Raw genomic sequence first — 24,176 nt, forward strand, 5'->3', positions numbered from 1 at the left:
CTTTCCCTCTAAAAAGAAAGGGGTTATGTCGGTTTTCAATAGGTATTTATATATAAATCGTTTTAAATTTGTATGGGGAGGTTTCCGATTTGGAAAAAAAGGTCGTATTAGTCGATGGGAATAATATCGCGTATCGTGCTTTCTTTGCACTGCCGCTTTTAAATAACGACAAAGGTATACATACGAACGCAATTTACGGTTTTACGATGATGTTAATGAGAATATTAGAAGAGGAAAAACCGACGCATATGCTTGTTGCGTTTGATGCGGGTAAAACAACATTTCGTCACAAAACATTTAGTGAATATAAAGGAGGCCGTCAAAAAACGCCGCCTGAGCTATCAGAGCAATTCCCATTTATTCGTGAACTGTTAGACGCGTTTCACGTACCACGCTACGAGTTAGAGAACTATGAAGCAGATGATATTATGGGGACACTCGCGAAAGAAGCGAGTGAACAAGGTGCTCACGTTAAAGTGATTTCCGGAGATAAAGATCTGCTGCAGCTTGTTTCTGACAATACGCTTGTATGTATTCCACGTAAAGGAATTACAGAAGTAGATGAGTATACGAAAGAAGCTCTATTTGAAAAATATAGTTTATCACCAAAGCAAATTATCGATATGAAAGGTTTAATGGGAGACCAATCTGATAATATCCCAGGTGTACCAGGAGTTGGTGAGAAGACTGCAATTAAACTGTTAACGCAATTTGAAACAGTAGAAGCAGTATATGAGAACTTAGACCAAGTGAGCGGAAAGAAACTCAAAGAAAAGCTAGAAGCGAATAAAGAGCAAGCGCTAATGAGTAAAGAGCTTGCAACAATTATTACAGATGCGCCGATTACAGTACATGTAGATGATATCGAATATAAAGGATATGAAGCGAGCGACGTTATTCCAATGTTCCAAAATTTAGGGTTCACTTCGCTATTAAACAAGCTTGGTGCGACTCCAGAAGAAACAACGCCAGCTGAATTAGATGATATTTCATTTGATATTGTAGAAGAAGTGACAGAAGAAATGCTTCAGCAAGATAGTGCAATTATCGTTGAGGTACAGGAAGATAACTATCATAAAGCTGACATTCAAGGATTTGGTATTCAAAATGAAAATGGGTGTTATTTCATTCCGACTGATGTTGCGCTCAAATCTGAAGCTTTTACGAAGTGGCTTGCAAATGATGAAATGAGAAAATATACGTTTGATGCGAAACGTGCAATTGTTGCACTTAAGTGGAAAGATGTAGAAATCAGAGGGATTGGCTTTGACTTACTAATTGCAGCTTATTTACTTGATCCAGCTGATACAGATAAAGATTTCCGTGCCGTAGCGAAAATGAAAGAGACGCACGCTGTTAAATCTGATGAAGAAGTATACGGAAAAGGTGCGAAACGTGCAGTTCCAGAACAAGGTGTAGTTGCGGAGCATGTAGCGCGCAAAGTACATGTATTATATGATGTTCAACCAACATTTGTAGAAGAATTACAAAACAATGAACAGTATGAACTGTTTACAGATCTCGAAATGCCGCTCGCTCGCGTGTTAGCTGAAATGGAAGTAAAAGGTGTTAAGGTTGATACGAAGCGCTTACGTAATATGGGGGATGAGCTTGCTGGTAGACTGAAAGAAATGGAACGAGAGATTTATGAGCTTGCTGGGACAGAGTTTAACATTAACTCACCAAAGCAGCTTGGTGTTGTTCTATTTGAAAACTTAAACTTACCAGTTATTAAAAAGACGAAAACAGGATATTCTACATCAGCCGATGTACTGGATAAGTTAATGGATCATCATGAAATTATCCCTAAAATTTTACACTATCGTCAATTAGGAAAATTAAATTCAACATATATTGAAGGATTATTAAAAGTTGTTCATGAAGATTCTTCTAAAATTCATACGCGTTTTAATCAAGTGTTAACACAAACAGGACGATTAAGTTCTACAGATCCAAACTTACAAAACATCCCAGTTCGTTTGGAAGAAGGAAGGAAGATTCGTCAAGCATTCATTCCTTCGAAAGAAGGATGGGTTATGTATGCTGCCGATTATTCACAAATTGAGCTGCGCGTACTGGCACACATCGCAAAAGACAAAGGGTTAGTAGAAGCGTTCCAGCATGATATGGATATTCATACGAAAACGGCAATGGACGTGTTTGGCGTTGGAAAAGATGAAGTAACATCGAATATGAGACGTCAAGCAAAAGCGGTTAACTTCGGAATTGTGTATGGTATTAGTGATTATGGACTTTCACAAAATTTAGGGATTACACGAAAAGCAGCAGGAGAATTTATCGAAAAGTATTTCGCAAGTTTCCCTGGTGTAAAAGAATATATGGATGAGATTGTACAAGAAGCGAAGCGAAAAGGGTATGTGTCTACATTATTAAATCGTCGCCGTTATATTCCAGAAATAACGAGTCGTAATTTTAATTTGCGCAGCTTTGCAGAGCGTACTGCGATGAATACGCCAATTCAAGGTAGTGCGGCAGATATTATTAAAAAAGCGATGATTATTATGGCGGATCGCTTAAACGAAGAAGCATTACAAGCGCGTCTTCTCTTGCAAGTACACGATGAATTAATCTTTGAAGTGCCGAAAGAAGAGATAGAAAAACTAGAGAAGCTTGTACCTGAGGTAATGGAACATGCGATTGAACTTGCTGTTCCGCTAAAAGTGGATTATTCTTCTGGTCCAACTTGGTATGATGCAAAATAAGGAAGTGATTGAATGCCTGAACTACCAGAGGTTGAAAATGTTAGAAGGACTCTTGAAAACCTTGTAACGGGAAAGATAATTAAAGATGTAATTGTAACATATCCGAAATTAGTAAAGCGACCTGATGACGCTGAGCTTTTTAAAGAAATGTTACGCGGTGAAAAGATTGAAAGAATTGAGCGAAGAGGTAAGTTTTTACTTCTATATGTAACAAAATATGTGATTGTTTCACATTTGCGTATGGAAGGTAAGTATTTGCTTCATGAAGGCGATGAACGAATTGATAAACATACGCATGTGCGTTTTCAGTTTACAGACGGGACAGAATTGCACTATAAAGATGTAAGAAAGTTTGGTACGATGCATCTCTTTAAAAAAGGAGAAGAATTCGACCAAATGCCACTTGCAGATTTAGGGCCTGAGCCGTTTGCTGCTGAATTGACACCAAGGTATTTGCAAGAAAGATTGCAAAAGACAAACCGCAAAATAAAAGTTGTATTGCTAGATCAGCGTCTTGTGGTAGGACTTGGTAATATATATGTGGATGAAGTGCTATTCCGCTCTGGGATTTATCCAGAACGGGAAGCTTCTGCTTTGACAACGGCAGAAATAGAAAAGATCTATGAAGCAATAGTCGCAACATTGGGCGAAGCAGTGAAGCGCGGTGGCAGTACAATTAGAACATATATCAATTCACAGGGACAAATCGGCTCGTTTCAGGAGCTGTTAAATGTGTACGGCAGAAAAGGTGAACCGTGCGTAACTTGTGGGAATGTGATTGAAAAGACAGTCGTTGGTGGACGAGGGACGCACTATTGTCCTATATGCCAGCCCAAAAGCTAAGAAAGAGATTTTTTTCTAATAACATCGGATAGGCATTTGTCATATACATACAGCAAAGCTATGTATAAGGAAGGAGCTTACCGATGTATCAATATTTCTCTCTTATTTTATTAGCTTTTACATTAAGTTTGGATAGCTGTAGTGTAGGGCTTACTTATGGTCTGCGGGGCGTACGGATTCCATTAAAATCGATACTCATCATTGGAATGTGTTCAGCGGCTGTTATGCTTGTGTCGATGGGAATTGGACATATGATTGCCAAAGTGTTTTCCCCAGTGATTGCAACGCGTATTGGCGGAATCGTTCTAATAGCTATTGGAGCGTGGGTTGTATATCAATTTTTTCGGAGTGAGAAAAAAGATGAGCCGCAGCACGAAGAAAAAGTTTGGAAATTAGAAATTGCTTCACTTGGATTAGTCATTCAAATTTTACGGAGACCGACTGTTGCTGATTTTGATAAATCAGGCACGATTTCTGGGGGGGAAGCTTTACTTCTTGGTATTGCTCTTTCGATAGATTCGTTTGGGGCTGGGATTGGTGCATCTTTATTAGGGTATGCCCCTGCCATGATGGCGGTATTAGTTGCTGTTATGAGTTCTTTGTTTTTATTTATTGGAATGAAGCTCGGAACGGTGTTATCGAATATGCGGTGGTTACAAAAATTTACGTTCCTACCTGGAATTTTACTCATTATTATTGGTATTTGGAAAATGTAAGTAGGAGCGTGAAACATAAGTTTCACGCTCCTATTCATAAGGGGGTAGCATAATGACAATTGTTATTGGTTTAACGGGAGGCATTGCAAGCGGAAAAAGTACAGTTTCACAAATGTTTCGTGAGATGAACATTCCTGTTATTGATGCAGATATTATTGCAAGAGAAGTTGTAGAACAAGGTAAAGAAGCGTATAAAGAAATTGTAGAGGTATTTGGTGAAGAAATATTACAAGCAGATGGTGAACTTAATCGTCCGAAGCTTGGGAGTATTGTATTTCATAATGAAGAAAAACGATTGCATTTAAACAAAATCGTTCATCCAGCTGTCCGCAAAGAAATGAATGCTCATAAGGATATGTATATAAAGGAAGATGTGCAAGCGATTGTGCTAGATATTCCGCTTTTATTTGAAAGTAAGTTAACAGAACTTGTGGATCAAATTTTAGTTGTAGCTGTAGCGCCTAGTACACAGTTAGAACGCTTAATGAAGCGGAATGGTTTTATAGAAGAAGAAGCAAAAGCGCGCATTGATTCGCAAATGTCTTTAGCAGAGAAAGTAACATTAGCTAATAAAGTGATTTATAATGATGGCACAATTGCTGAGACAAAAGCACAATTACAGCTCATTTTAAAAGAGTGGAACATCATTAATTAAAAAAATATGAAATTAGTGAAAATGCTTAGTGACATATCTTCTTTTTGTGTTATACTATTATTGGGATTAGAGATAAATAGTATAACGCATTCAAGGGGGATAACATATTATGACTCGTGTGGCAATTAATGGATTTGGACGTATTGGGAGAATGGTATTTCGTCAAGCGATAAAAGAAAGCGCATTCGAAATTGTAGCGATTAACGCAAGCTATCCACCAGAAACATTAGCACATTTAATCAAGTATGATACAGTTCATGGCAAGTTTGACGGAACAGTGGAAGCATTTGAAGATCATTTATTAGTGGATGGGAAAATGATTCGCCTTCTAAACAACCGCGATCCAAAAGAATTGCCTTGGAAAGAACTAGGTGTTGAAATTGTAATTGAAGCAACTGGTAAATTTAATGCGAAAGAAAAAGCGATTCTTCATGTAGAAGCTGGGGCAAAGAAGGTTATTTTAACAGCGCCAGGTAAAAATGAAGATGTAACAATTGTAGTTGGTGTAAATGAAGAACAATTAGACATTACAAAACATACTGTGATTTCAAATGCATCTTGTACAACAAACTGTTTAGCGCCTGTTGTTAAGGTGTTAGATGAGCAGTTTGGAATTGAAAACGGTTTAATGACAACTGTTCATGCTTATACAAATGACCAAAAAAATATTGATAACCCACATAAAGATTTACGAAGAGCACGTGCTTGTGGACAGTCTATTATTCCTACAACAACAGGTGCTGCAAAAGCTCTAGCGAAAGTTCTTCCACATTTAAATGGAAAACTTCATGGAATGGCACTTCGTGTTCCAACACCAAACGTGTCTCTTGTTGACTTAGTAGTAGATGTGAAACGTGATGTAACAGTTGAGGAAATTAATGAAGCGTTTAAAACTGTTGCAAACGGTCCACTGAAAGGGATTATTGAATTCAGTGAGGAACCTTTAGTTTCGATTGACTTTAATACAAATACACACTCAGCTATCATTGATAGTTTATCTACAATGGTAATGGGCGAACGTAAAGTGAAAGTACTTGCTTGGTATGATAACGAGTGGGGTTACTCTCGCCGTGTTGTAGATCTTGTGCAGTTAGTTGCTGCTGAATTAACAAAACAAGAAAATGTACAACACATTTAATGATACAAGGAAGGCAAGCGATTGCTTGTCTTCTTTTTTTGTATTTTTTTCTGAAAAGGAAAAAAATTATACAAGTATATTTTCGCGAATGGTACATAGGAGAAACCATTGTGATTATTGCATTTGTGAATCAATTATTTGTTTTTTGGAAAAGTAAAGAAGAGAATATGACAAAAAATCGAAAAAACTGTTGTTGCAAAATGAAAATAAACAAAGTATACTAACACTCGTAAACTTAAGAGCTGAGGTACGTAGTTACTACTTAAAGGGTTAGGACCTCTCTGGACTAACTTTCCCCCGTGGTAGTAGAGCAAGCCAAATTGCAAATTAGTTTTCAATTCGAACAGTTAGATTAAATTTTTATGAGGGGGAACTGTAGAATGGATACTATGGACACGATGGGTCGTCACGTAATCGCTGAACTTTGGGATTGCGATTTCGACAAGCTTAATGATATGCCGTTTATTGAACAATTATTTGTGGATGCAGCACTAAGAGCAGGTGCTGAAGTACGTGAGGTTGCTTTTCATAAATTTGCGCCACAGGGTGTAAGTGGAGTTGTAATCATTTCGGAATCACATTTAACAATTCATAGCTTCCCGGAGCACGGCTATGCAAGTATTGATGTTTATACTTGTGGGGATCGTATTGATCCAAATGTTGCTGCAGAATACATTGCAGAAGGTTTAAATGCGAAAACGCGAGAGAGCATCGAGCTTCCTCGAGGCACAGGTAGCTTCGAAATTAAGCATAGAGAAACAAAAGCTCTTTAAAAAAGAACATAATTGATTTAAAATGTAAAGAGGTGTATAATGCACCTCTTTTTTAGTTTATATAAATGGAAGTAGTAAGCGTAGACAAATAGGTTATATAATATTGTATATATATTTTCGCATGTAGGTGAAACGAGAAGAATGAAGATTAAATTGCAAGGGAGTGAATGAGTTGCGTTGTCCAACCTGTTTTCATAATGGTACAAGAGTATTGGATTCACGTCCGGTAGATGAGGGACGCTCCATTCGAAGAAGAAGAGAGTGTGAAAGTTGTTTAAATCGATTTACGACATTTGAACGAGTAGAAGAACCACCTCTTATTGTTGTAAAAAAAGAGGGAACACGAGAAGAGTTTAATAAAGAAAAGATTTTACGCGGGTTAATTAAAGCGTGTGAAAAAAGACCTGTATCGTTAAAGCAATTAGAAGGAGTAACGCAAAAAGTAGAGCGTGAACTTCGTAATTTAGGAATATCAGAAGTGAAAAGCGATATGATCGGTGAAATCGTAATGGAAGCACTTCGAGATATTGACGATGTTGCTTATGTACGATTTGCGTCTGTATACCGTCAATTTAAAGATTTAAATGTATTCATTGAGGAATTAAAAGATATACTGCAAAAAGAAAGAGAATAAGATAAAACTCTGATTCGCGGTGGCTGTCTCTTTGTTTCATTTCTTTTGGAATGATGGAAGAATTGAACCCGCAAATTACGTGAAAAAGAGCTATAAGCGTAAGCTATTAGCTCTTTTTTACTAATAGAATACGTAAAATGGACAAAAGAAAGGAATTGCAGGGAATGGAAAAACAGTCATGGATGGAGCTATTGCCAATCGATCGTTATAAAGTAAGTGCAAAAGGGCTATTGCATAATTACGATCGGAAGGTATTAACAATGTTATATCAACCATTAGTGGGTAGCAAGGCTTTTAGCCTATACATGACGCTGTGGGGAGAGCTAGAGCAGGATCGTGTATTTGGAAAAGAGAATACACATCACTCTCTGATGGTGACAATGCAAATGCAGCTTCCTGAAGTATATGAAGAACGGGTGAAATTAGAAGCAATTGGGCTTTTAAACGTATATATTAAAAAAGAAAAAGATATTCGGATGTTTATATATGAATTGCAGCCACCACTAACTCCAAAACAATTTTTTGATGATATTGTTTTGAGTATTTTCTTGTACAACAGATTGAGCAGAGCGAAATATAATCAAGTTAAACAATACTTCTTAGAAGAAGAATTCGATTTTGCTTCATATGAAAATGTTACACGTTCTTTTAATGATGTATTTGGTTCATTTAATCCAGGTCAATTTGAGCATGCACAAGAGGAAGTTCGTATTCCAAAGACAACAGTCATGCCTGGAAATGAACAGGGGACTGCGCCTAAGGTTTGGAATGATTTCTTTGACTTTTCTTTATTTCTAGAAGGGGTATCGACGCTCGTCCCAAGAAAGGCAATTACGGATCAAGTACGTGAATGTGTCATTACGCTAGCCTACGTGTATGACGTCGATGTATTATCGATGCAAAATATAGTGCTTGGTGCAGTGACAGAATTACAAACGATTGATACGGAGAGGCTTCGTAAAGGAGCGCGTGATTGGTATCAATTTGAAAACGGTCAAGCGCTTCCGGTGTTAAGTGAACGGGTGCAACCTCATTCTACGCGTACGATGAAAGAGAAAGAGCCAACTACGCAAGAAGAGATGCTTATCAAACAGCTTGAGGAAATTTCACCGAAACAATTATTAAAAGAAATCTCAGGCGGGGCAGAACCAACAAAAGCAGATTTACAAATTGTAGAAGAAGTGATGTTGAGTCAAAAACTAGCGCCAGGTGTTGTCAATGTACTTATTTATTACGTTATGCTTCGTTCTGACATGAAACTGGCTAAATCATATGTTGAGAAAATTGCAGGGCATTGGGCACGAAAAAAGGTTGGTACCGTATCAGAAGCGATGGCTTTAGCGAAAGAAGAGAATCGTCAATATCAAGAGTGGGCTGAGACGAAGAAGAAAGGCCGTACAACGAAGAAAGCAGTACGGACAGAGATGGTGCCAGATTGGCTTAAGGAAGAACAGAAAGAAGAGCCGAAAAAAGAATCGAAAAAACAATCACAAAAAGGTGCAAGTTCAAAAGAAAATACGAGCAATCTAGAAGAAGAACGAAAGAGATTGGAAGAAGAGTTGAAAAAATATAAGCGTGATTAATAGAGGAGAATGAACACTCTTTGAGGTGAGAGAATGGAGCATATTCAAAATTCATTTGCAAAGTTGATGCAAAATGAAAATTTTAAAAATAGATATGAAGTGTTAAAAGCGGAAGTGATGGCGCATCCGCGTGTGAAAGAGTTTATTGAAGAACATAAAGGTGAAGTGACAACTTCTATGATAGAACGAAGTCTTGTGAAGCTATATGAATACATTGGGCAAAGCGTTGGATGTGCAGATTGTCCGAACTTAGAATCGTGTAAAAATATGATTCAAGGATATGAGCCGAAATTGATTATTCAAGGTAAGATGATTGATATTCAATATGATCGCTGTGTAAGAAAAGTGGCTTATGATGAAAGGAAGAAGTATGAAAAATTAGTGCAAAGTGTCTATATGCCAAGTGATATTTTACAGGCTTCTATGGAAAATTTAGATCCATCAGATTTAGAGCCGCGCATTGAAGCGATTCGTGCGGCAAATGAATTTTTAAGTGCATACGAACCTGGGAAGAAAGTACAAGGGTTATATTTCTACGGTAAATTTGGTGTAGGGAAAACGTATCTCTTAGGAGCGATTGCAAATGAATTAGCCTTGAAAAAAATAAGTTCAATGATTGTATACTTACCAGAATTTTTGCGAGAAATTAAAAGCTCATTGCAAAATAATACGATAGGTGAAAAGATTGATGCTGTGAAGCGTGTACAAGTATTAATGCTAGACGATATCGGGGCAGAAGCAATGTCAAGTTTCGTGCGTGATGATGTGCTTGGTGCTATACTGCAGTTCCGTATGCTAGAAAACTTACCGACGTTCTTTACATCTAATTTTGACTTTAAACAGTTAGAGCATCATTTAACGTATACGCAGCGCGGAGAAGCAGAAGAAATGAAAGCAGCCCGTATTATGGAGCGTATTAAATATTTGGCAAAACCAGTTGCGATTGGCGGGAAGAATCGTCGTCATGCTTAAAGATAGAAAAGAAATAGGAGAAAGTTATTTTTAATATATTTTAAATTTGTATTTATATAAAAAAGAGTCTGTTTTGTATGAAAACAGACTCTTTTTTATGCTCAGTTAAGCAATGGAAATACATTGTTAATCTGAAAATTCATACGAGCTTGTATCATTTTTTTCTTCCACCGTTAATATATATAAAATTAGCAAGAAATATCGAGTGAAGGCTTTCGGCGATAGGGGAGTTATTTCTACTTAGAGTAAGGCTTCACGGATCGGACTCTTATGGATGTGTGCCTCACTTCGTTTTAAGCTGAGGGGTTAACTGTCCTTTAGAGCGGGATAAAAGGGGGGACAAGAGTGATTGAAATCTGCTTCGAAGAAAAAAATGATGCTGCGCACGTATATCAACAACTGATAAAGAGAACGGAAAAGCTATATAAAGAAACGAGCGTTTATTTATATGAACAAAAGGTAACAATTCATATTCCAATATGCGAATCGAATTATATGGAGAAAGTTTTGATACCGGTACTCCTTTATTTTATTGTTAATATAAAACAAAATGAATGGCTTCGTGCTATTTTAAAAGAAAAGTTTTTTTATGAAGAGCAAGAAGAATGCCATCAAATTTTACATATGGCACAAGCAATTTTAAATGGAAAAAGAAAAGGAATTACCCGGGATTTAACACGTAATCAAATTGAGATGTATGTTATGTCTTCTTTAAAAGGATGGATCTGTGACCCGCTTTCGTTTTCCTTTTCATCCTATATTCGTTTTCGCCTGCGCGCGTATAAAGAAATGGTGCACAGGCTTGCGGAAGTAGCAATTGATGAATATAAAATGGAGCAAGAATATCAAATGTTTGTAGAGATGCTACGGCAACAAGTAAGTAGCCGAAAATCACGGTTATCTTGCTTACATCTTGTATTTGATGAAAATTTTATTTTTTATGATGAAAAAGGAATACGTTTAAAACAAGAGAAATTGGTTCAATATATAGACGAGGAGTTACTAACTAAGCAGGGTGTGTACATTGACACGAAGGTAATTGCACCGCTTCTTTCTATTTCGCCGAAAATGATTTATTTGTATACGAAAGAGCAAGATCATAATATGATTGTTACCCTTCAAAATGTATTTCAAGAAAGAGTACAAATATGTGCACCGCATGAATTTGAACACAACGTGAAAAATTTGAAAAATAAAGGGAACGCCCTTGATTTTCTAAGTTTTTGAGCATATAATTACCTACATAAATGAAATATATTGAAATGTCACGATGAGGACATGAGTAATTTACTACGATTTTCAGAGAGGGAAGGCTTAGGGTGTGAGCTTCCTAGTACGGGTCTATTACTTACCACCTCTAAACTTTAGCAGTGAACGTTTTGTCTAGTAATTGCTAACGGTCAACACCGTTATGTTGTACTTGAGCAATTAACAGTTTTGTTAATTGGAACAAGGGTGGAACCACGAATTCAACACTCGTCCCTTTTTACGGGATGAGTGTTTTTTATTTTGAGAAAAAAGAGGAGTGACCAGTGATGGCAGATGTAGTTAAAATTACTTTCCCTGATGGAGCTGTGAAGGAGTTTCCAAAAGGAGTAACAACTGAAGAAATCGCAGCTTCTATTAGCCCAGGCTTAAAGAAAAAAGCTGTGGCTGGAAAATTAAATGATGAGATGATCGATCTTTCTACACCAATCGAAGAAGATGGTGCAGTTTCAATCATTACATTAGATTCTGAAGAGGGCTTATATATTTTACGTCACTCAACAGCTCATCTTTTAGCACAAGCGTTAAAACGTTTATATAAAGATGTGAAACTTGGTATCGGCCCAGTAATTGAAAATGGCTTCTACTACGATATCGATATGGAAGAAGCAATTACAGTTGAAGACTTCAAAAAAATCGAAAAAGAAATGCAAAAAATTGTGAACGAGAACTTAGAAATCGTTCGTCACGAAGTACCACGTGCAGAAGCACTTCGTCGTTATGAAGAAATTGGCGATGAGTTAAAATTAGACTTAATTAATGATCTTCCAGAAGATGCAGTGATTTCAATTTACGAACAAGGCGAATTCTTCGACCTTTGTCGTGGGGTTCACCTTCCATCTACAGGAAAGATTAAAGTATTTAAATTATTAAGCGTTGCAGGTGCTTACTGGCGCGGCGATAGCAACAATAAAATGTTACAACGTATTTACGGTACTGCATTCGTGAAAAAAGCAGAATTAGATGAGCACTTACGTATGCTTGAAGAAGCGAAAGAGCGCGATCACCGTAAATTAGGTAAAGAGTTAAAACTATTTACTAATAGCCAAAAAGTAGGTCAAGGTTTACCCCTTTGGTTACCAAAGGGTGCAACAATCCGCCGTATTATTGAGCGTTATATCGTTGATAAAGAAGCAAGCTTAGGATATGATCACGTATACACTCCAGTACTAGGAAGCAGAGAACTTTATGAAACTTCTGGTCACTGGAACCACTACCGTGATGGTATGTTCCCATCAATGGAAATGGATAATGAAGAATTAGTTCTTCGCCCAATGAACTGCCCTCATCATATGATGGTTTATAAAAATGATATTCACAGCTATCGTGAACTACCAATCCGTATTGCGGAACTTGGAACAATGCACCGCTATGAAATGTCTGGAGCATTATCTGGATTACAACGTGTACGCGGAATGACTTTAAATGATGCGCACATTTTTGTTCGCCCAGATCAAATTAAAGAAGAATTGAAACGCGTTGTAAACTTAACTTTAGAAGTATACAAAGATTTCGGTTTAGAAAATTATTCATTCCGTCTATCTTATCGTGACCCAGCAGATACTAAAAAGTATTATGCTGATGATGAGATGTGGGAAAAAGCACAATCAATGTTAAAAGAAGCTATGGATGAAATGGGTCTTGAGTACTATGAGGCTGAAGGTGAAGCGGCATTCTACGGTCCGAAACTTGACGTTCAAGTTCGTACTGCACTTGGAAAAGACGAAACACTTTCAACTGTACAATTAGACTTCCTACTTCCAGAACGCTTTGAATTAACTTATGTTGGTGAAGACGGTAAACAACATCGTCCAGTTGTAATTCACCGTGGTGTTGTATCAACTATGGAACGCTTTGTTGCCTTCTTAATTGAAGAATATAAAGGTGCATTCCCAACTTGGTTAGCTCCAGTTCAAGTGCAAGTAATTCCGGTTTCTCCGCAAGTGCATTTAGATTACGCGAAGAAAGTACAAGAAGAATTGCAACGTGCTGGTATCCGTGTTGAAGTAGATACTCGTGAAGAGAAAATCGGTTACAAAATCCGTGAAGCACAAATGCAAAAAATTCCGTACATGCTTGTAGTAGGTGACAATGAAGTTGCTGAAAATGGCGTAAATGTACGTAAATATGGCGAGCAAAAATCAGAAACAATCGCATTAGATGCGTTTGTGGATATGATTAAAGTAGAAGGAAAACGCTAATGAAAAGTCGCGGCATGCCGCGACTTTTTTGTATATTACAAGCAATAAAAGTTAGAAAAAATAACCAAACTACACTTATCATAAAAAAGTATTGCATGTATGCTAGTTGTTTGTTACAATATTTCTTGTTGTTAGTAAAACACATGACGTCTTCTTGACAGACGTCATGTCCTATGATAAACTCATCAAGGATAATAGAATATTGTTTTGTAGAACAAGTAGAAGCACCCGCTTCTCACCTGATTGACGCATGCGCAGTTAGCAGGTAAATGTATTTCTTACTAAAGATATTACAAGTGTGGGTGTCGTATGCCCGCACTTTTTTTGTTCGGGTTCTATGATTGCAAAACGTATTCTGATAAAACCTTGGAGGTGGCTTACTATTAGCAAGGATATGATGATTAACGAGCAAATTCGTGCACGTGAAGTACGCTTAGTTGGCGCAAATGGCGATCAACTTGGAATCAAGTCTCGTAATGACGCTTTAGACTTAGCTGCAAATCTTAATCTTGATTTAGTATTGGTTGCTCCAAATGCGAAACCGCCAGTATGCCGCATTATGGACTACGGTAAATTCCGCTTTGAGCAACAAAAGAAAGAAAAAGAACAGCGCAAAAATCAAAAAGTAATTAGCATGAAAGAAGTTCGTTTAAGTCCAACAATTGATGAACATGACTTTAACACAAAACTTCGTAATGCTATCAAGTTTTTAGAGAAAGGCGACAAGGTTAAAGCATCAATTCGCTTTAAAGGACGTGCCATTACTCATAAAGAAATCGGTCAACGTGTCTTAGATCGTTTCGCTGAAGCTTGTGCTGAAGTTAGTACAATCGAATCTAAGCCTAAAATGGAAGGACGCAGTATGTTCTTAGTTTTAGCACCGAAAAACGATAAGTAATAGATAGAGGAGGAAATACCTATGCCTAAACAAAAAACTCATCGCGGCGCTGCAAAGCGTTTCAAAAAGACTGGATCTGGTAAACTTAAGCGTTCTCACGCTTACACAAGCCACTTATTCGCTAACAAATCTACAAAAGCTAAACGTAAACTACGTAAAGCTGGTGTAGTAAGCGCTGGTGACTTCAAACGTATTCGTCAAATGCTTGACAACTTAAAATAAGTTCGGTTGATATATAGAACAAACTAGGAGGTAATATCATGCCAAGAGTAAAAGGTGGTACAGTTACTCGTAAACGTCGTAAAAAAATGATTAAACTAGCGAAAGGTTACTACGGTTCTAAAAATACTTTATTCAAAGTTGCTAACCAACAAGTAATGAAGTCTTTATTATATGCGTTCCGTGACCGTCGTCAAAAGAAACGTGACTTCCGTAAATTATGGATCACTCGTATTAACGCAGCTGCTCGTATTAACGGTCTTTCTTACAGCCGTTTAATGCACGGTTTAAAAGTTGCTGGTATCGAAGTTAACCGTAAGATGCTTGCTGACTTAGCTGTTCATGACGAAAAAGCTTTCGCTGAATTAGCAACAGTTGCAAAAAACAACTTAAACTAATTATTCAAAAACCTTAGAAGATTTTCTTCTAAGGTTTTTTTATTTGTCCGAATGATACAATTCTAGCAGGAAACGAAGAAGAGAATTAGAAATAGAAATGAGCGTGGAAAAAGATACGAGGAGGAACCACATGGCAAAGCTAATTTATCATATTGCAGTTACGGCGGATAGCTTTATTGCGGACTTAGATGGTGATGCTACTGATTCGATTTTTTTATATGAAGGTGAACATGTATCAGATTTTATTGCCGATGTCGAGCAATATAATGCGGTATTAATGGGGAGAAAAACATATGAGTTTGGATTTCAATTTGGTGGGAAACTAGGAGAGCCAGGTTACTTTAAAGAATTAAAGCATTATATTTTTTCAAATACTATGCAATTTGAATCGAGTGATAAAGTAGAACTTGTTAGGGAAGATGCAGTTGAGTTTATCAAAAACTTAAAAATGAAAGAAGCTGGTAATCTGTGGCTCTGCGGAGGCGGAGAACTGGCTGGCTCGTTAGTTCAGCAAAAACTAATTGACCAAGTAGTATTAAAAATAAATCCAGTCATAATTGGTGAAGGAACGCCTTTATTTGGTAGCGTGAAACCGCGTTTAAAATTGAAATTAGTTGATGCGAAACACTATGTAAATGGTGTCATTAAATCAACTTATACTATTATTTATTCTTAGGAACATTTACGTGGAAGAGGGGAAAATTAACGGACGTGTTGTTATCGATATGAAAAAAAGAATCTTAATATAATTTGTCAAAAGCTAGAGGAAGAATACTCTAGCTTTTTCGATATAATATCACGACGGAAAATTTGAAAAAATTAAAACAAATGGTAGATTTAGGATAATTGTTGTACTAATATGTAAATGAAAACCTTTTCAAAAACAGAGTGAGGGAGGAATTCATTTGAAAGCAGCTGTTGTAAACCAATTTAAAGAGAAATTAGAGGTAAAGGATGTCCCAAGGCCAAAGGCAGGAATGAACGAGGTGCTTGTACATATCCAAGCATGTGGTGTTTGTCATACAGATTTACATGCGGCACACGGTGACTGGCCAGTAAAACCGAAGTTACCGTTAATTCCAGGACATGAAGGCGTTGGGGTGGTAGAAGAAGTGGGAGAAGGCGTTACCCATCTTAAAATAGGTGACCGAGTCGGAATTCCTTGGTTATATTCAGCGTGTGGTCAATGTGAGTACTGTTTATCTGGCCGTGAAACACTTTGCTTAGATCAGCATAATGCAGGGTACTCAGTGGATGGAGGCTATGCAGAATATTGTATAGCAGCAGCTGATTATGTTGTAAAAGTACCGGAAAACTTAAGTTCAGTAGAAGCAGCTCCGTTATTTTGCGCAGGTGTTACAACATATAAAGCGTTAAAAGTATCAGAAGCAAAGCCTGGACAATGGATAGCTGTTTTTGGGATTGGTGGTCTAGGGCATTTGGCGATGCAGTATGCCAAAGCAATGGGGTTACATGTAGTAGCAGTTGATACAGTTGATGAAAAACTTGAACTCGCAAAAGAACTCGGTGCAGATTTAGTTGTTAATCCACTTAAGGAGGATGCTCCGCTTTGGATTCATGAAAAGGTAAACGGCGTACATGCATCTATTTGTACAGCCGTATCAAAACCAGCATTTGATCAAGCGTATCGTGCGGTTCGCCGTGGTGGATCATGTGTAGCGGTTGGACTGCCGCCAGAAATGATGGAAGTACCAATCTTTGATACAGTATTAAATGCGGTGAAAATTGTTGGTTCTATCGTTGGAACGCGTAAAGACTTACAGGAAGCATTGCAATTTGGTGCGGAAGGAAAAGTAAAAGCGATTATAGAAACACGTCAGCTTGATGAAATTAATGAAATATTTAGTGAAATGGAAGAAGGAAAGATTAACGGACGTGTTGTAATTGATATGACAAAATAAATATAAAAGCTATAACGATATAGAAGAATATACAGTAAAAGGTCGGAGGAGATTCCTCTGGCTTTTTTTACTGTCGTTCACAGGAACCTTTCCTAGTAGAAACGACACTGCTATAATGGAAAGATGATATGGAAGTTTCAACATATGTAGATAATGTTTGAAACGTACCACTGATTTAGGGACAAGCTATTTCATAAGGGACTAGGAAGCTAACTAGATAATAAAGGGTAGGTTTTTTAGCTTACAATAAATATGAGATGAAACAACATTGTTTTTGTGCAATGTTGGAGGAGGAATAGAATGGACTTACTACAACTATTTAAATTACAAAAAGAATTAGATGATCGTATTGCAAAAGAGCATAACTTGCAACCGAAGAAATTATTAAAAGAAAAAATGTTAGCACTTCTTGTTGAAATTGGAGAACTTGCAAATGAAACGCGTTGTTTTAAATATTGGAGCAAAAAACCAGCTGCTGAGCGCGAAGTTATTCTTGAAGAATATGTAGACGGTTTACATTTTATTTTATCAATTGGGATCGACTTAGGCATTGATAAAAACTTCTTGTTTTATAAATGTGCTCAAACGAACAAAACACGAGTTGAAATTTTCTTAGACACGTATGCGAAAGTGATTCGCTTTACTGATCAGCCATCTATTACAAATTATATTGAACTATTTACAAGCTATCTTCGTCTTGGACAAGCTCTTGATTTTGGACAAGAAGAAATTGAAAAAGCATATTTAGATAAAAATGAAGTAAACCATCAGCGTCAAACACAAGGGTATTGAGTTAATTTTTGAATATTTCAACTCGTTTTTGTATAATGAAGTGACTGAAGAAAAAGGAGGTATTGACAATGACAAAATTAGACGCGACATTGACAATGCTAAAAGAATTAACAGATGCACGCGGGATTGCAGGTAATGAACGCGAACCACGTGAAGTCATGAAAAAGTATATCGAGCCGTTTGCAGATGAACTTTCTACAGATAATTTAGGGAGCTTAGTTGCGAAAAAAGTAGGGGAAGAAAACGGTCCGAAAATCATGGTAGCTGGTCACTTAGATGAAGTTGGTTTTATGATTACGCAAATTGATGACAAAGGTTTCCTTCGTTTTCAAACAGTTGGTGGCTGGTGGTCACAAGTTATGCTTGCGCAGCGTGTAACAATCGTAACGCGCAAGGGGGATGTAACAGGTGTAATTGGTTCAAAACCACCTCATATTTTACCAGCAGAAGCTCGTAAAAAACCGGTTGAAATTAAGGATATGTTCATTGATATTGGTGCTTCTAGCAAAGAAGAAGCAATGGAATGGGGCGTACGACCAGGGGATCAAGTTGTACCATATTTTGAATTCCAAGTAATGAAAAATGAAAAGATGCTACTTGCAAAAGCATGGGATAACCGTATTGGCTGTGCAATTGCAATTGACGTGTTGAAACAATTGAAAGATGAAAAGCATCCAAACGTTGTATACGGCGTTGGAACTGTACAAGAAGAAGTAGGTCTTCGCGGTGCGAAAACATCTGCAAACTACATTAAACCAGATATCGCGTTTGCAGTAGATGTTGGTATTGCTGGCGATACACCAGGAGTAACAGAAAAAGAAGCGCAAAGTAAAATAGGTGATGGACCACAAATCATTTTATATGATGCATCAGTCATTGGACATACTGGACTTCGCAATTTCGTAGTTGATGTGGCAGATGAATTAGACATCCCTTATCAATATGATTCTGTAGCTGGTGGCGGTACTGACGCAGGTGCAATTCATATTTCTGTAAATGGTATCCCGTCTATGGCGATTACGATTGCAACTCGTTATATTCACTCTCATGCGGCAATGTTACACCGTGATGACTATGAGAATGCAGTGAAATTAATTGTAGAAGTGATTAAACGTCTTGATAAAGAAGCTGTACATAATATTACATTTAACTAATAAGAAAAAGCGAGGGGGGCTCCCTTCGCTTTTTCTATTTTTATTACGCTCTTATTATTGTTCTTGTATCATTTTCATCAGTAATAAATTGTATATTTTCAAATCCGAAGTTTTTTGCGTTCTTATAAAGCAATTCGAGTTTTTCTTTATCTTTGCAGTAAATGACGGTATAGTAGCTATCTACTACGAAAAGAACAAGTTCACACTCACTTTTAACGAATTCTTCATAAGTTTCAATTTCTGAAACTTTGCCTTTCGGATATGCTTGTAAATCAGCAAAAATAATCCAATAGACATTATTTTCTAATAGATTTTTAAGATCCGTACCTTCCATTATTTCATTATCTGTTTCAAAAAGATCTTGATCTAGATCTAAATCATCATTAACCACTAAATAAGACTCTACGGGGCTAACTCTCCAATCGAAAGTGGAAATGTCTATTGGTTTTAATACCTCTCCAAGACAAGAGTCATATTTGTCAGTAATAGGTAGTTGAAAACTTATTCCTCTTTTCATAAAGCAATACTCTCCCCTCGTTGATTTTGTAAATGTTCTCAAAGAATCTATGAAAGGTTTTTGCTCCATTATAAATACGGCTTGTTAAAAAGGTCTCTCTAGTCCAGCGGCAGTATACGCTCCTAAAATAATTAAACGTGTGAGTTGCATCGCCATAAAGTGCGGCGTATAAATCATCCCTCTTTTTAACCACGACATAATCATCCCGATATGTGCACCTGTTACGTAGCTAATGAGAATATCACGAGGAACCATAAGTTCGTCATCATCTGGCTGTGAAATAGAAAGTCCTAATGTTAAATGTGTTTGAATGGTTTTCATCATTTTATAAGAATAGTTTCCAGCTGCTTTGTCACCGAGCATTACGTTGTAAAAGGTAGCATTCTCAGCGATGTGTTCAAATAAGGCTAGAAAAATTGGATGAGGTGAATTAAAGGTAAGTTGCAAATCTTCTTTTGTTTGCTTTTTGGGCTTAATCACTTCTGATAAAGATGCTAGCATTTCCTCTATACACTTATCTAATAAATCGTATTTATCATGATAATGGCTATAGAAGGTAGCTCGATTGACAGGAGCACGTTCAGCGATATGCTGAACTGTTACATTTTCAAATCCCTTTTCGCCTACTAAAGCGACAAAAGCATCCTGTATCAATTGTCTCGTTCGTTTTACACGCGGATCGTTTGTATTTTTAATAGACATTTTATTTCTCCTTGCTGAATTTTGATTACTTAACCAACAAATATATAGTATAGTGTTGGATAACCAACATATATGCTCAAATTGTCGGTTGTAGATTCAAAATAATTATTTATAATTATAAACGATATTCCTTTAGAAAACAGCACCGGTAGCATACAAGCAAAGAATTGGTTTGCTATGCGTAAGGTGTGCTTTTTTAGTTTAATTGTTAATATAATTAACAATTAAACAGTATAAATAAAAGGGGTATAAATAGTTTAGAAAAAAATTATATGCGATATAAGGAGAGGAATGCAATGAATCAGTTTCGAAGAATGGTGATTATTAACATTATCACATTAATTGTATTAGTTGGCGGTGGTATCGGCGGTTATTACTACTATAACCAAGCTGAAAATTACTTAAAAACAGATAATGCGAAAATTGATGGGAAAGTAATCCCAATCGCATCACCAGTAGCAGGGAAATTAACAGAATGGAATGCTGAAATAGGTAAGAGTTACAATGAAAATGATAAATTAGGTTCTGTTTCTGCACCAGGTCAAAATGGTGAGCAAACGATGGACGTAACAATTCCGCATAGTGCAACAGTTGTTCAATCCAATGCGACGACAAATGCTTTCGTAGCGGCAGGTAGTCCAATTGCGTATGCATACGATATGAGTGACTTATGGGTAACAGCAAATATTGAAGAAACTGATGTTGATGATGTAAAAAAAGGTCAAGAAGTTGATGTGTATGTAGATGCATACCCTAATACAACGTTAACAGGAAAAGTAGAACAAGTTGGATTAACAACGGCAAATACATTCTCTATGCTTCCATCAAGCAACGCAACAGCGAACTATACGAAAGTAACACAAGTTGTGCCGGTTAAAGTTTCTTTAGATCATAGCAAATCAGTAAATATTGTTCCTGGAATGAATGTGACAGTTCGTATTCATAAGTAAGGGGGGAAGATAAAATGTCCTCAGGTTTAATTGTAGGATATGCAGCATTTTGTATTATCGTCTTCTTCCTTGTAAATCGTCTTTTAAGAAAGAAAAAAACGAACGCGGGAGAAGAACAAGTCCCAGCCGTAAGTAAGATAGAAATAAATCAGTCAGAGCAAGAAACTTCAAATGTAGTTGAATTAGAAGCATCAAAACAAGAAACGAAAAAGCAAGAAAGATCGAAACAGCAAATGCCGATAGAGAATGTCAATGTAAAAGCCGTTGTAGCGGTATTAATTCTCGGTATGTTCGTGTCGATTTTAAACCAAACAATTATTAATGTTGCCTTGCCTCCATTAATGAATGAGTTCAACGTATCAACTTCAACAGCGCAATGGTTAATTACAGGCTTTATGCTTGTGAACGGGATTTTAGTGCCAATTAGTGCGTTCTTAGTTTCGCGGTTTACGTACCGTAAATTATTTGTAGCAGCGATGCTATTCTTCACAGTAGGTTCTATTATTTGTGCGATATCTGGAAACTTCACAATGATGATGATAGGGCGCGTCATTCAAGCAGTTGGCGCAGGGATTTTAATGCCAGTTGGTATGAATATTTTTATGACGCTGTTCCCGCCACATAAGCGCGGTGCTGCAATGGGATTGCTTGGTGTAGCGATGATTTTAGCGCCAGCGATCGGACCAACTGTAACAGGTTGGGTTATTGAAAACTACAACTGGAACTTAATGTTCTATGCGATGTTTGCCATCGGTTTAGTTATTACATTCTTATCTTTAAAATTCTTTACACTAGCTCAGCCAGTTTCAAAAACAAAGCTAGATATGTTTGGTGTTATTAGCTCGAGTATTGGACTTGGTAGTTTACTGTATGGATTCAGTGAAGCTGGAAATAACAGCTGGAGCAGTGCCGAAGTTGTGATTTCACTTATCGTTGGTGTAATTGGTATAGCGGTATTTATTTGGAGAGAGATGACGACAGATAACAAAATGCTTGATTTACAAGTATTTAAATATCCAACGTTTACTTTTACATTATTAATTAATGCAATCGTAACAATGGCATTATTTGGCGGGATGTTATTACTTCCTGTATACTTGCAAAACATTCGTGGCTTTACGCCAATTGAATCAGGTCTCCTGCTTCTTCCAGGATCATTAATTATGGGGATTATGGGACCGATTGCAGGGAAGTTATTTGATAAGTATGGTATTCGCCCGCTAGCAATCATTGGATTAGCGATTACAACATATGCTACGTATGAATTTACGCAGCTGTCGATGGATACACCATATAGCGTCATTATGACGGACTATATTATACGTTCATTTGGAATGTCATTCATTATGATGCCAATTATGACAGCTGGTATGAACGCGCTGCCGATGAATTTAATCTCTCACGGTACAGCAACGCAAAATACATCAAGGCAAGTAGCGGGTTCAATTGGTACAGCAATCTTAATTACAATTATGACGCAACAAACAACGAATCACGTTGCAGATTACGGTAATATGCTAACAACAACAAATCCAATTGTAGTTGATAAAGTACACGGAATGGGACAAAGTTTAGCATCTGTAGTTGGATCAGCACAAGGAGGAGATGCGATGAGCTCTCAGCTACTATTTGGACAAATTTCAAAGCTTTCTGCAATTAATGGCATTAATGATGCTTTCTTAATTGCAACTATATTAGCAGGAATTGCTTGGGTGTTATCATTTTTCTTACCATCAGGTAATAAGCCAAATAGAAAAGCAGAGAATTAATTTTCTCTGCTTTTTTGTTTTGATATTAAAATGAGAAACCTGCATTATCCTGGAATGGAGAATGAATCAGGCATAGACATCAGTTGATAGAAAATAGCCCCTAGTACCCCTACAGTAAAAATGATCATTCCCATATTGCGGATACTAATCATTTGGTTACGTATTCCACTTATACTTGCCAACAAACCAGCTAACGCGAAAAGAAACCAATACAGGACAGTTGGAATTGGTAAGATCTTCTCACCATCAATCCCCATTCCCCAGAAAATAAAAGGCATAGCGACAAAAGAAAAACAAATAAGCCCCATTGTAATAACGAATGGCTTTCGATACATGAGTCCTGCTATAACTAAATAGATGCCACCAACGATCCCACATGATACAAGTATGGGCATAAAGAAAATCCATAGAAAGCTTAACATTTGCATATGTTTATTCCTCCTGATTGATAAGTTATATTTTACAATACTAGGGTTATTTTGGGTATTGTTAAAGGTGAATTAGTTTTGTTCCAGTTAAAAGAGGTATCGCCAAGTAGCGATACCTCTTTTTATGATAAAAATGCCAGTGTATTATTCATAATATGAAATAATATAGCTGGAATAATAGAATTTGTTCGTTTGCATAATATAGCCATCAATAGTCCCATAAGAAAAGTAACAACCATTACGCCAAGTGAGTATGTATGAGCGATCCCGAAAAGTAAACTTGTCCCAATTGCTGCAATCCAAAATGGAAAGCGTTCTGAGAAGAAGCGAAGGATGATACCCCGGAAAATAATTTCTTCAAAAATAGGAATGAAAATTGCAGATCCAATAATTAATAAAATTCGATATTGCTTTAGAACATCTAAGTTTAAAGCAGATGCTTGTTGCGTTGTTGCATCTGGAAATAGGTGTGTTAGGATTAGCGAATTTAAGGCGATGTTTATAGTGAAGAAAAGAATTAGGTATATGTAAGTACTCAATTTTTTAAGTGCTCTAAAATTGAAAGCGGATGACAATAAGTTTTTTGCTGGTTCATACTTATAGATGAATAACAATAAAACAAGTAATTGCAATAAAGTACTTGCAGTATTTCCTATGGATTCATACAAGGCGATTTGTTTTTTATCCGTTAGGTCGCTTGTATAAATTGTTACAGGGAGTGCAATGAATAATGTTAGAAGTCCTGTCCCAAAAAAGGCAAATAAGGTAGAAGCGATAAATTGTCCCCATGACATGGAATGTTTTTGTGTTTCTATAAGCTGTGTGGTTGGCTGCATAGATAGAACTCCTTCTGTATATTTTTATATATAATTATATATATTTAGTTTATAAATGTCACTTTCAAATATGACATATGGAAATGG

At 36.9% G+C, this 24,176-nt stretch carries 24 protein-coding genes and 2 other annotated features; of the genes, 20 read left to right on the forward strand and 4 right to left on the reverse strand.

All coding sequences use genetic code 11. The annotated features are described in order from the left end of the window. Nucleotides 1-89 precede the first annotated feature (89 nt). The 18 genes from polA (at nt 90) to LOK41_RS03580 (ending at nt 18,887) form a co-directional block, all read left to right on the forward strand. Nucleotides 90-2,723 carry a DNA polymerase I gene (gene polA / locus LOK41_RS03495; RefSeq protein WP_241815251.1) on the forward strand — a complete coding sequence of 878 codons (2,634 nt, stop codon included), beginning with the start codon at nt 90-92 and terminating at the stop codon, nt 2,721-2,723. A 12-nt stretch (nt 2,724-2,735) separates the two neighbouring features. Continuing rightward, nucleotides 2,736-3,566 (forward strand): DNA-formamidopyrimidine glycosylase, encoded by an 831-nt coding sequence (gene mutM / locus LOK41_RS03500; RefSeq protein ID WP_241815252.1) that lies wholly within the window; start codon nt 2,736-2,738, stop codon nt 3,564-3,566. A gap of 83 nt (nt 3,567-3,649) precedes the next feature. Next, the gene (gene ytaF / locus LOK41_RS03505; protein ID WP_241815253.1) at nt 3,650-4,282 is read left to right on the forward strand and encodes a sporulation membrane protein YtaF; all 633 of its coding nucleotides are present in this window, start codon (nt 3,650-3,652) and stop codon (nt 4,280-4,282) included. Nucleotides 4,283-4,334: 52 nt separating this feature from the next. Next, nucleotides 4,335-4,937 carry a dephospho-CoA kinase gene (gene coaE / locus LOK41_RS03510; protein ID WP_241815254.1) on the forward strand — a complete coding sequence of 201 codons (603 nt, stop codon included), beginning with the start codon at nt 4,335-4,337 and terminating at the stop codon, nt 4,935-4,937. Nucleotides 4,938-5,046: 109 nt separating this feature from the next. Next, on the forward strand, nt 5,047-6,075 hold the full coding sequence (locus LOK41_RS03515; RefSeq protein ID WP_241815255.1) for a glyceraldehyde-3-phosphate dehydrogenase: 1,029 nt from the start codon (nt 5,047-5,049) through the stop codon (nt 6,073-6,075). A 389-nt stretch (nt 6,076-6,464) separates the two neighbouring features. Further along, complete coding sequence (gene speD / locus LOK41_RS03520; RefSeq protein ID WP_006096185.1) at nt 6,465-6,848, forward strand: adenosylmethionine decarboxylase; 384 nt, start codon at nt 6,465-6,467, stop codon at nt 6,846-6,848. Nucleotides 6,849-7,020: 172 nt separating this feature from the next. Continuing rightward, nucleotides 7,021-7,482, forward strand: coding sequence for a transcriptional regulator NrdR (nrdR, locus tag LOK41_RS03525; RefSeq protein WP_241815256.1), 462 nt, complete (start codon nt 7,021-7,023; stop codon nt 7,480-7,482). Between the two features lie 164 nt (nt 7,483-7,646). After that, the gene (locus LOK41_RS03530) at nt 7,647-9,065 is read left to right on the forward strand and encodes a replication initiation and membrane attachment family protein (protein WP_241815293.1); all 1,419 of its coding nucleotides are present in this window, start codon (nt 7,647-7,649) and stop codon (nt 9,063-9,065) included. Between the two features lie 33 nt (nt 9,066-9,098). Next, nucleotides 9,099-10,037, forward strand: a complete 939-nt coding sequence (gene dnaI, locus LOK41_RS03535; protein WP_241815257.1) for a primosomal protein DnaI — start codon at nt 9,099-9,101, stop codon at nt 10,035-10,037. 345 nt (nt 10,038-10,382) lie between these two features. After that, nucleotides 10,383-11,264, forward strand: a complete 882-nt coding sequence (gene ytxC / locus LOK41_RS03540) for a putative sporulation protein YtxC (protein ID WP_241815258.1) — start codon at nt 10,383-10,385, stop codon at nt 11,262-11,264. 31 nt (nt 11,265-11,295) lie between these two features. Further along, nucleotides 11,296-11,524: a binding site (T-box leader), on the forward strand. Between the two features lie 48 nt (nt 11,525-11,572). Further along, nucleotides 11,573-13,504 carry a threonine--tRNA ligase gene (gene thrS, locus LOK41_RS03545; RefSeq protein ID WP_241815259.1) on the forward strand — a complete coding sequence of 644 codons (1,932 nt, stop codon included), beginning with the start codon at nt 11,573-11,575 and terminating at the stop codon, nt 13,502-13,504. 210 nt (nt 13,505-13,714) lie between these two features. Then, nucleotides 13,715-13,835: a sequence feature (ribosomal protein L20 leader region), on the forward strand. Nucleotides 13,836-13,898: 63 nt separating this feature from the next. Further along, nucleotides 13,899-14,402, forward strand: a complete 504-nt coding sequence (gene infC, locus LOK41_RS03550; protein ID WP_174101776.1) for a translation initiation factor IF-3 — start codon at nt 13,899-13,901, stop codon at nt 14,400-14,402. 21 nt (nt 14,403-14,423) lie between these two features. Further along, on the forward strand, nt 14,424-14,624 hold the full coding sequence (gene rpmI / locus LOK41_RS03555) for a 50S ribosomal protein L35 (protein ID WP_001125945.1): 201 nt from the start codon (nt 14,424-14,426) through the stop codon (nt 14,622-14,624). A gap of 38 nt (nt 14,625-14,662) precedes the next feature. After that, nucleotides 14,663-15,019: a 50S ribosomal protein L20 gene (gene rplT / locus LOK41_RS03560; protein ID WP_241815260.1), complete on the forward strand. Its 357-nt coding sequence runs from the start codon at nt 14,663-14,665 to the stop codon at nt 15,017-15,019. A gap of 130 nt (nt 15,020-15,149) precedes the next feature. Then, nucleotides 15,150-15,695, forward strand: a complete 546-nt coding sequence (locus LOK41_RS03565) for a dihydrofolate reductase family protein (RefSeq protein WP_241815261.1) — start codon at nt 15,150-15,152, stop codon at nt 15,693-15,695. 229 nt (nt 15,696-15,924) lie between these two features. After that, a complete protein-coding gene (gene adhP, locus LOK41_RS03570; RefSeq protein WP_241815262.1) occupies nt 15,925-16,941 on the forward strand; it encodes an alcohol dehydrogenase AdhP in 1,017 nt (338 codons plus the stop codon). A gap of 300 nt (nt 16,942-17,241) precedes the next feature. Next, nucleotides 17,242-17,733, forward strand: coding sequence for a dUTP diphosphatase (locus LOK41_RS03575; RefSeq protein WP_241815263.1), 492 nt, complete (start codon nt 17,242-17,244; stop codon nt 17,731-17,733). 68 nt (nt 17,734-17,801) lie between these two features. Further along, a complete protein-coding gene (locus tag LOK41_RS03580; RefSeq protein ID WP_241815264.1) occupies nt 17,802-18,887 on the forward strand; it encodes a M42 family metallopeptidase in 1,086 nt (361 codons plus the stop codon). A 43-nt stretch (nt 18,888-18,930) separates the two neighbouring features. On the opposite strand, the gene LOK41_RS03585 is transcribed toward LOK41_RS03580, so the two are convergent. After that, the gene (locus LOK41_RS03585; protein WP_241815265.1) at nt 18,931-19,404 is read right to left on the reverse strand and encodes a DUF2691 family protein; all 474 of its coding nucleotides are present in this window, start codon (nt 19,402-19,404) and stop codon (nt 18,931-18,933) included. A gap of 84 nt (nt 19,405-19,488) precedes the next feature. Beyond that, nucleotides 19,489-20,106, reverse strand: a complete 618-nt coding sequence (locus LOK41_RS03590) for a TetR/AcrR family transcriptional regulator (RefSeq protein ID WP_241815266.1) — start codon at nt 20,104-20,106, stop codon at nt 19,489-19,491. A 296-nt stretch (nt 20,107-20,402) separates the two neighbouring features. Here LOK41_RS03590 and LOK41_RS03595 point away from each other — a divergent pair, with 296 nt between their 5' ends. Further along, nucleotides 20,403-21,056, forward strand: a complete 654-nt coding sequence (locus tag LOK41_RS03595; RefSeq protein ID WP_241815267.1) for an HlyD family secretion protein — start codon at nt 20,403-20,405, stop codon at nt 21,054-21,056. A gap of 14 nt (nt 21,057-21,070) precedes the next feature. Further along, nucleotides 21,071-22,825 (forward strand): DHA2 family efflux MFS transporter permease subunit, encoded by a 1,755-nt coding sequence (locus LOK41_RS03600; RefSeq protein WP_241815268.1) that lies wholly within the window; start codon nt 21,071-21,073, stop codon nt 22,823-22,825. A 44-nt stretch (nt 22,826-22,869) separates the two neighbouring features. Here LOK41_RS03600 and LOK41_RS03605 read toward each other — a convergent pair whose 3' ends face one another. Next, nucleotides 22,870-23,253, reverse strand: a complete 384-nt coding sequence (locus LOK41_RS03605; RefSeq protein WP_241815269.1) for an ammonia permease — start codon at nt 23,251-23,253, stop codon at nt 22,870-22,872. A gap of 122 nt (nt 23,254-23,375) precedes the next feature. Then, nucleotides 23,376-24,089: a CPBP family intramembrane glutamic endopeptidase gene (locus LOK41_RS03610; protein ID WP_241815270.1), complete on the reverse strand. Its 714-nt coding sequence runs from the start codon at nt 24,087-24,089 to the stop codon at nt 23,376-23,378. Between the last annotated feature and the right edge of the window lie 87 nt (nt 24,090-24,176).

It is taken from the genome of Bacillus sp. TL12, assembly GCF_022625245.1.
In the GTDB taxonomy this organism is placed as follows: Bacteria; Bacillota; Bacilli; order Bacillales; family Bacillaceae_G; genus Bacillus_A.

Bases quoted from the DNA above. Each gene is read 5' to 3' on its own strand.
- thrS (WP_241815259.1), top strand. From the start codon at position 11,573: ATGGCAGATGTAGTTAAAATTACTTTCCCTGATGGAGCTGTGAAGGAG.
- rplT (WP_241815260.1), top strand. From the start codon at position 14,663: ATGCCAAGAGTAAAAGGTGGTACAGTTACTCGTAAACGTCGTAAAAAA.
- LOK41_RS03585 (WP_241815265.1), bottom strand. From the start codon at position 19,404: ATGAAAAGAGGAATAAGTTTTCAACTACCTATTACTGACAAATATGAC.
- LOK41_RS03565 (WP_241815261.1), top strand. From the start codon at position 15,150: ATGGCAAAGCTAATTTATCATATTGCAGTTACGGCGGATAGCTTTATT.
- LOK41_RS03580 (WP_241815264.1), top strand. From the start codon at position 17,802: ATGACAAAATTAGACGCGACATTGACAATGCTAAAAGAATTAACAGAT.
- LOK41_RS03590 (WP_241815266.1), bottom strand. From the start codon at position 20,106: ATGTCTATTAAAAATACAAACGATCCGCGTGTAAAACGAACGAGACAA.
- ytaF (WP_241815253.1), top strand. From the start codon at position 3,650: ATGTATCAATATTTCTCTCTTATTTTATTAGCTTTTACATTAAGTTTG.
- infC (WP_174101776.1), top strand. From the start codon at position 13,899: ATGATGATTAACGAGCAAATTCGTGCACGTGAAGTACGCTTAGTTGGC.
- LOK41_RS03610 (WP_241815270.1), bottom strand. From the start codon at position 24,089: ATGCAGCCAACCACACAGCTTATAGAAACACAAAAACATTCCATGTCA.
- LOK41_RS03600 (WP_241815268.1), top strand. From the start codon at position 21,071: ATGTCCTCAGGTTTAATTGTAGGATATGCAGCATTTTGTATTATCGTC.
- rpmI (WP_001125945.1), top strand. From the start codon at position 14,424: ATGCCTAAACAAAAAACTCATCGCGGCGCTGCAAAGCGTTTCAAAAAG.
- LOK41_RS03575 (WP_241815263.1), top strand. From the start codon at position 17,242: ATGGACTTACTACAACTATTTAAATTACAAAAAGAATTAGATGATCGT.
- LOK41_RS03515 (WP_241815255.1), top strand. From the start codon at position 5,047: ATGACTCGTGTGGCAATTAATGGATTTGGACGTATTGGGAGAATGGTA.
- LOK41_RS03595 (WP_241815267.1), top strand. From the start codon at position 20,403: ATGAATCAGTTTCGAAGAATGGTGATTATTAACATTATCACATTAATT.
- dnaI (WP_241815257.1), top strand. From the start codon at position 9,099: ATGGAGCATATTCAAAATTCATTTGCAAAGTTGATGCAAAATGAAAAT.
- mutM (WP_241815252.1), top strand. From the start codon at position 2,736: ATGCCTGAACTACCAGAGGTTGAAAATGTTAGAAGGACTCTTGAAAAC.
- speD (WP_006096185.1), top strand. From the start codon at position 6,465: ATGGACACGATGGGTCGTCACGTAATCGCTGAACTTTGGGATTGCGAT.
- LOK41_RS03530 (WP_241815293.1), top strand. From the start codon at position 7,647: ATGGAAAAACAGTCATGGATGGAGCTATTGCCAATCGATCGTTATAAA.
- LOK41_RS03605 (WP_241815269.1), bottom strand. From the start codon at position 23,253: ATGCAAATGTTAAGCTTTCTATGGATTTTCTTTATGCCCATACTTGTA.
- coaE (WP_241815254.1), top strand. From the start codon at position 4,335: ATGACAATTGTTATTGGTTTAACGGGAGGCATTGCAAGCGGAAAAAGT.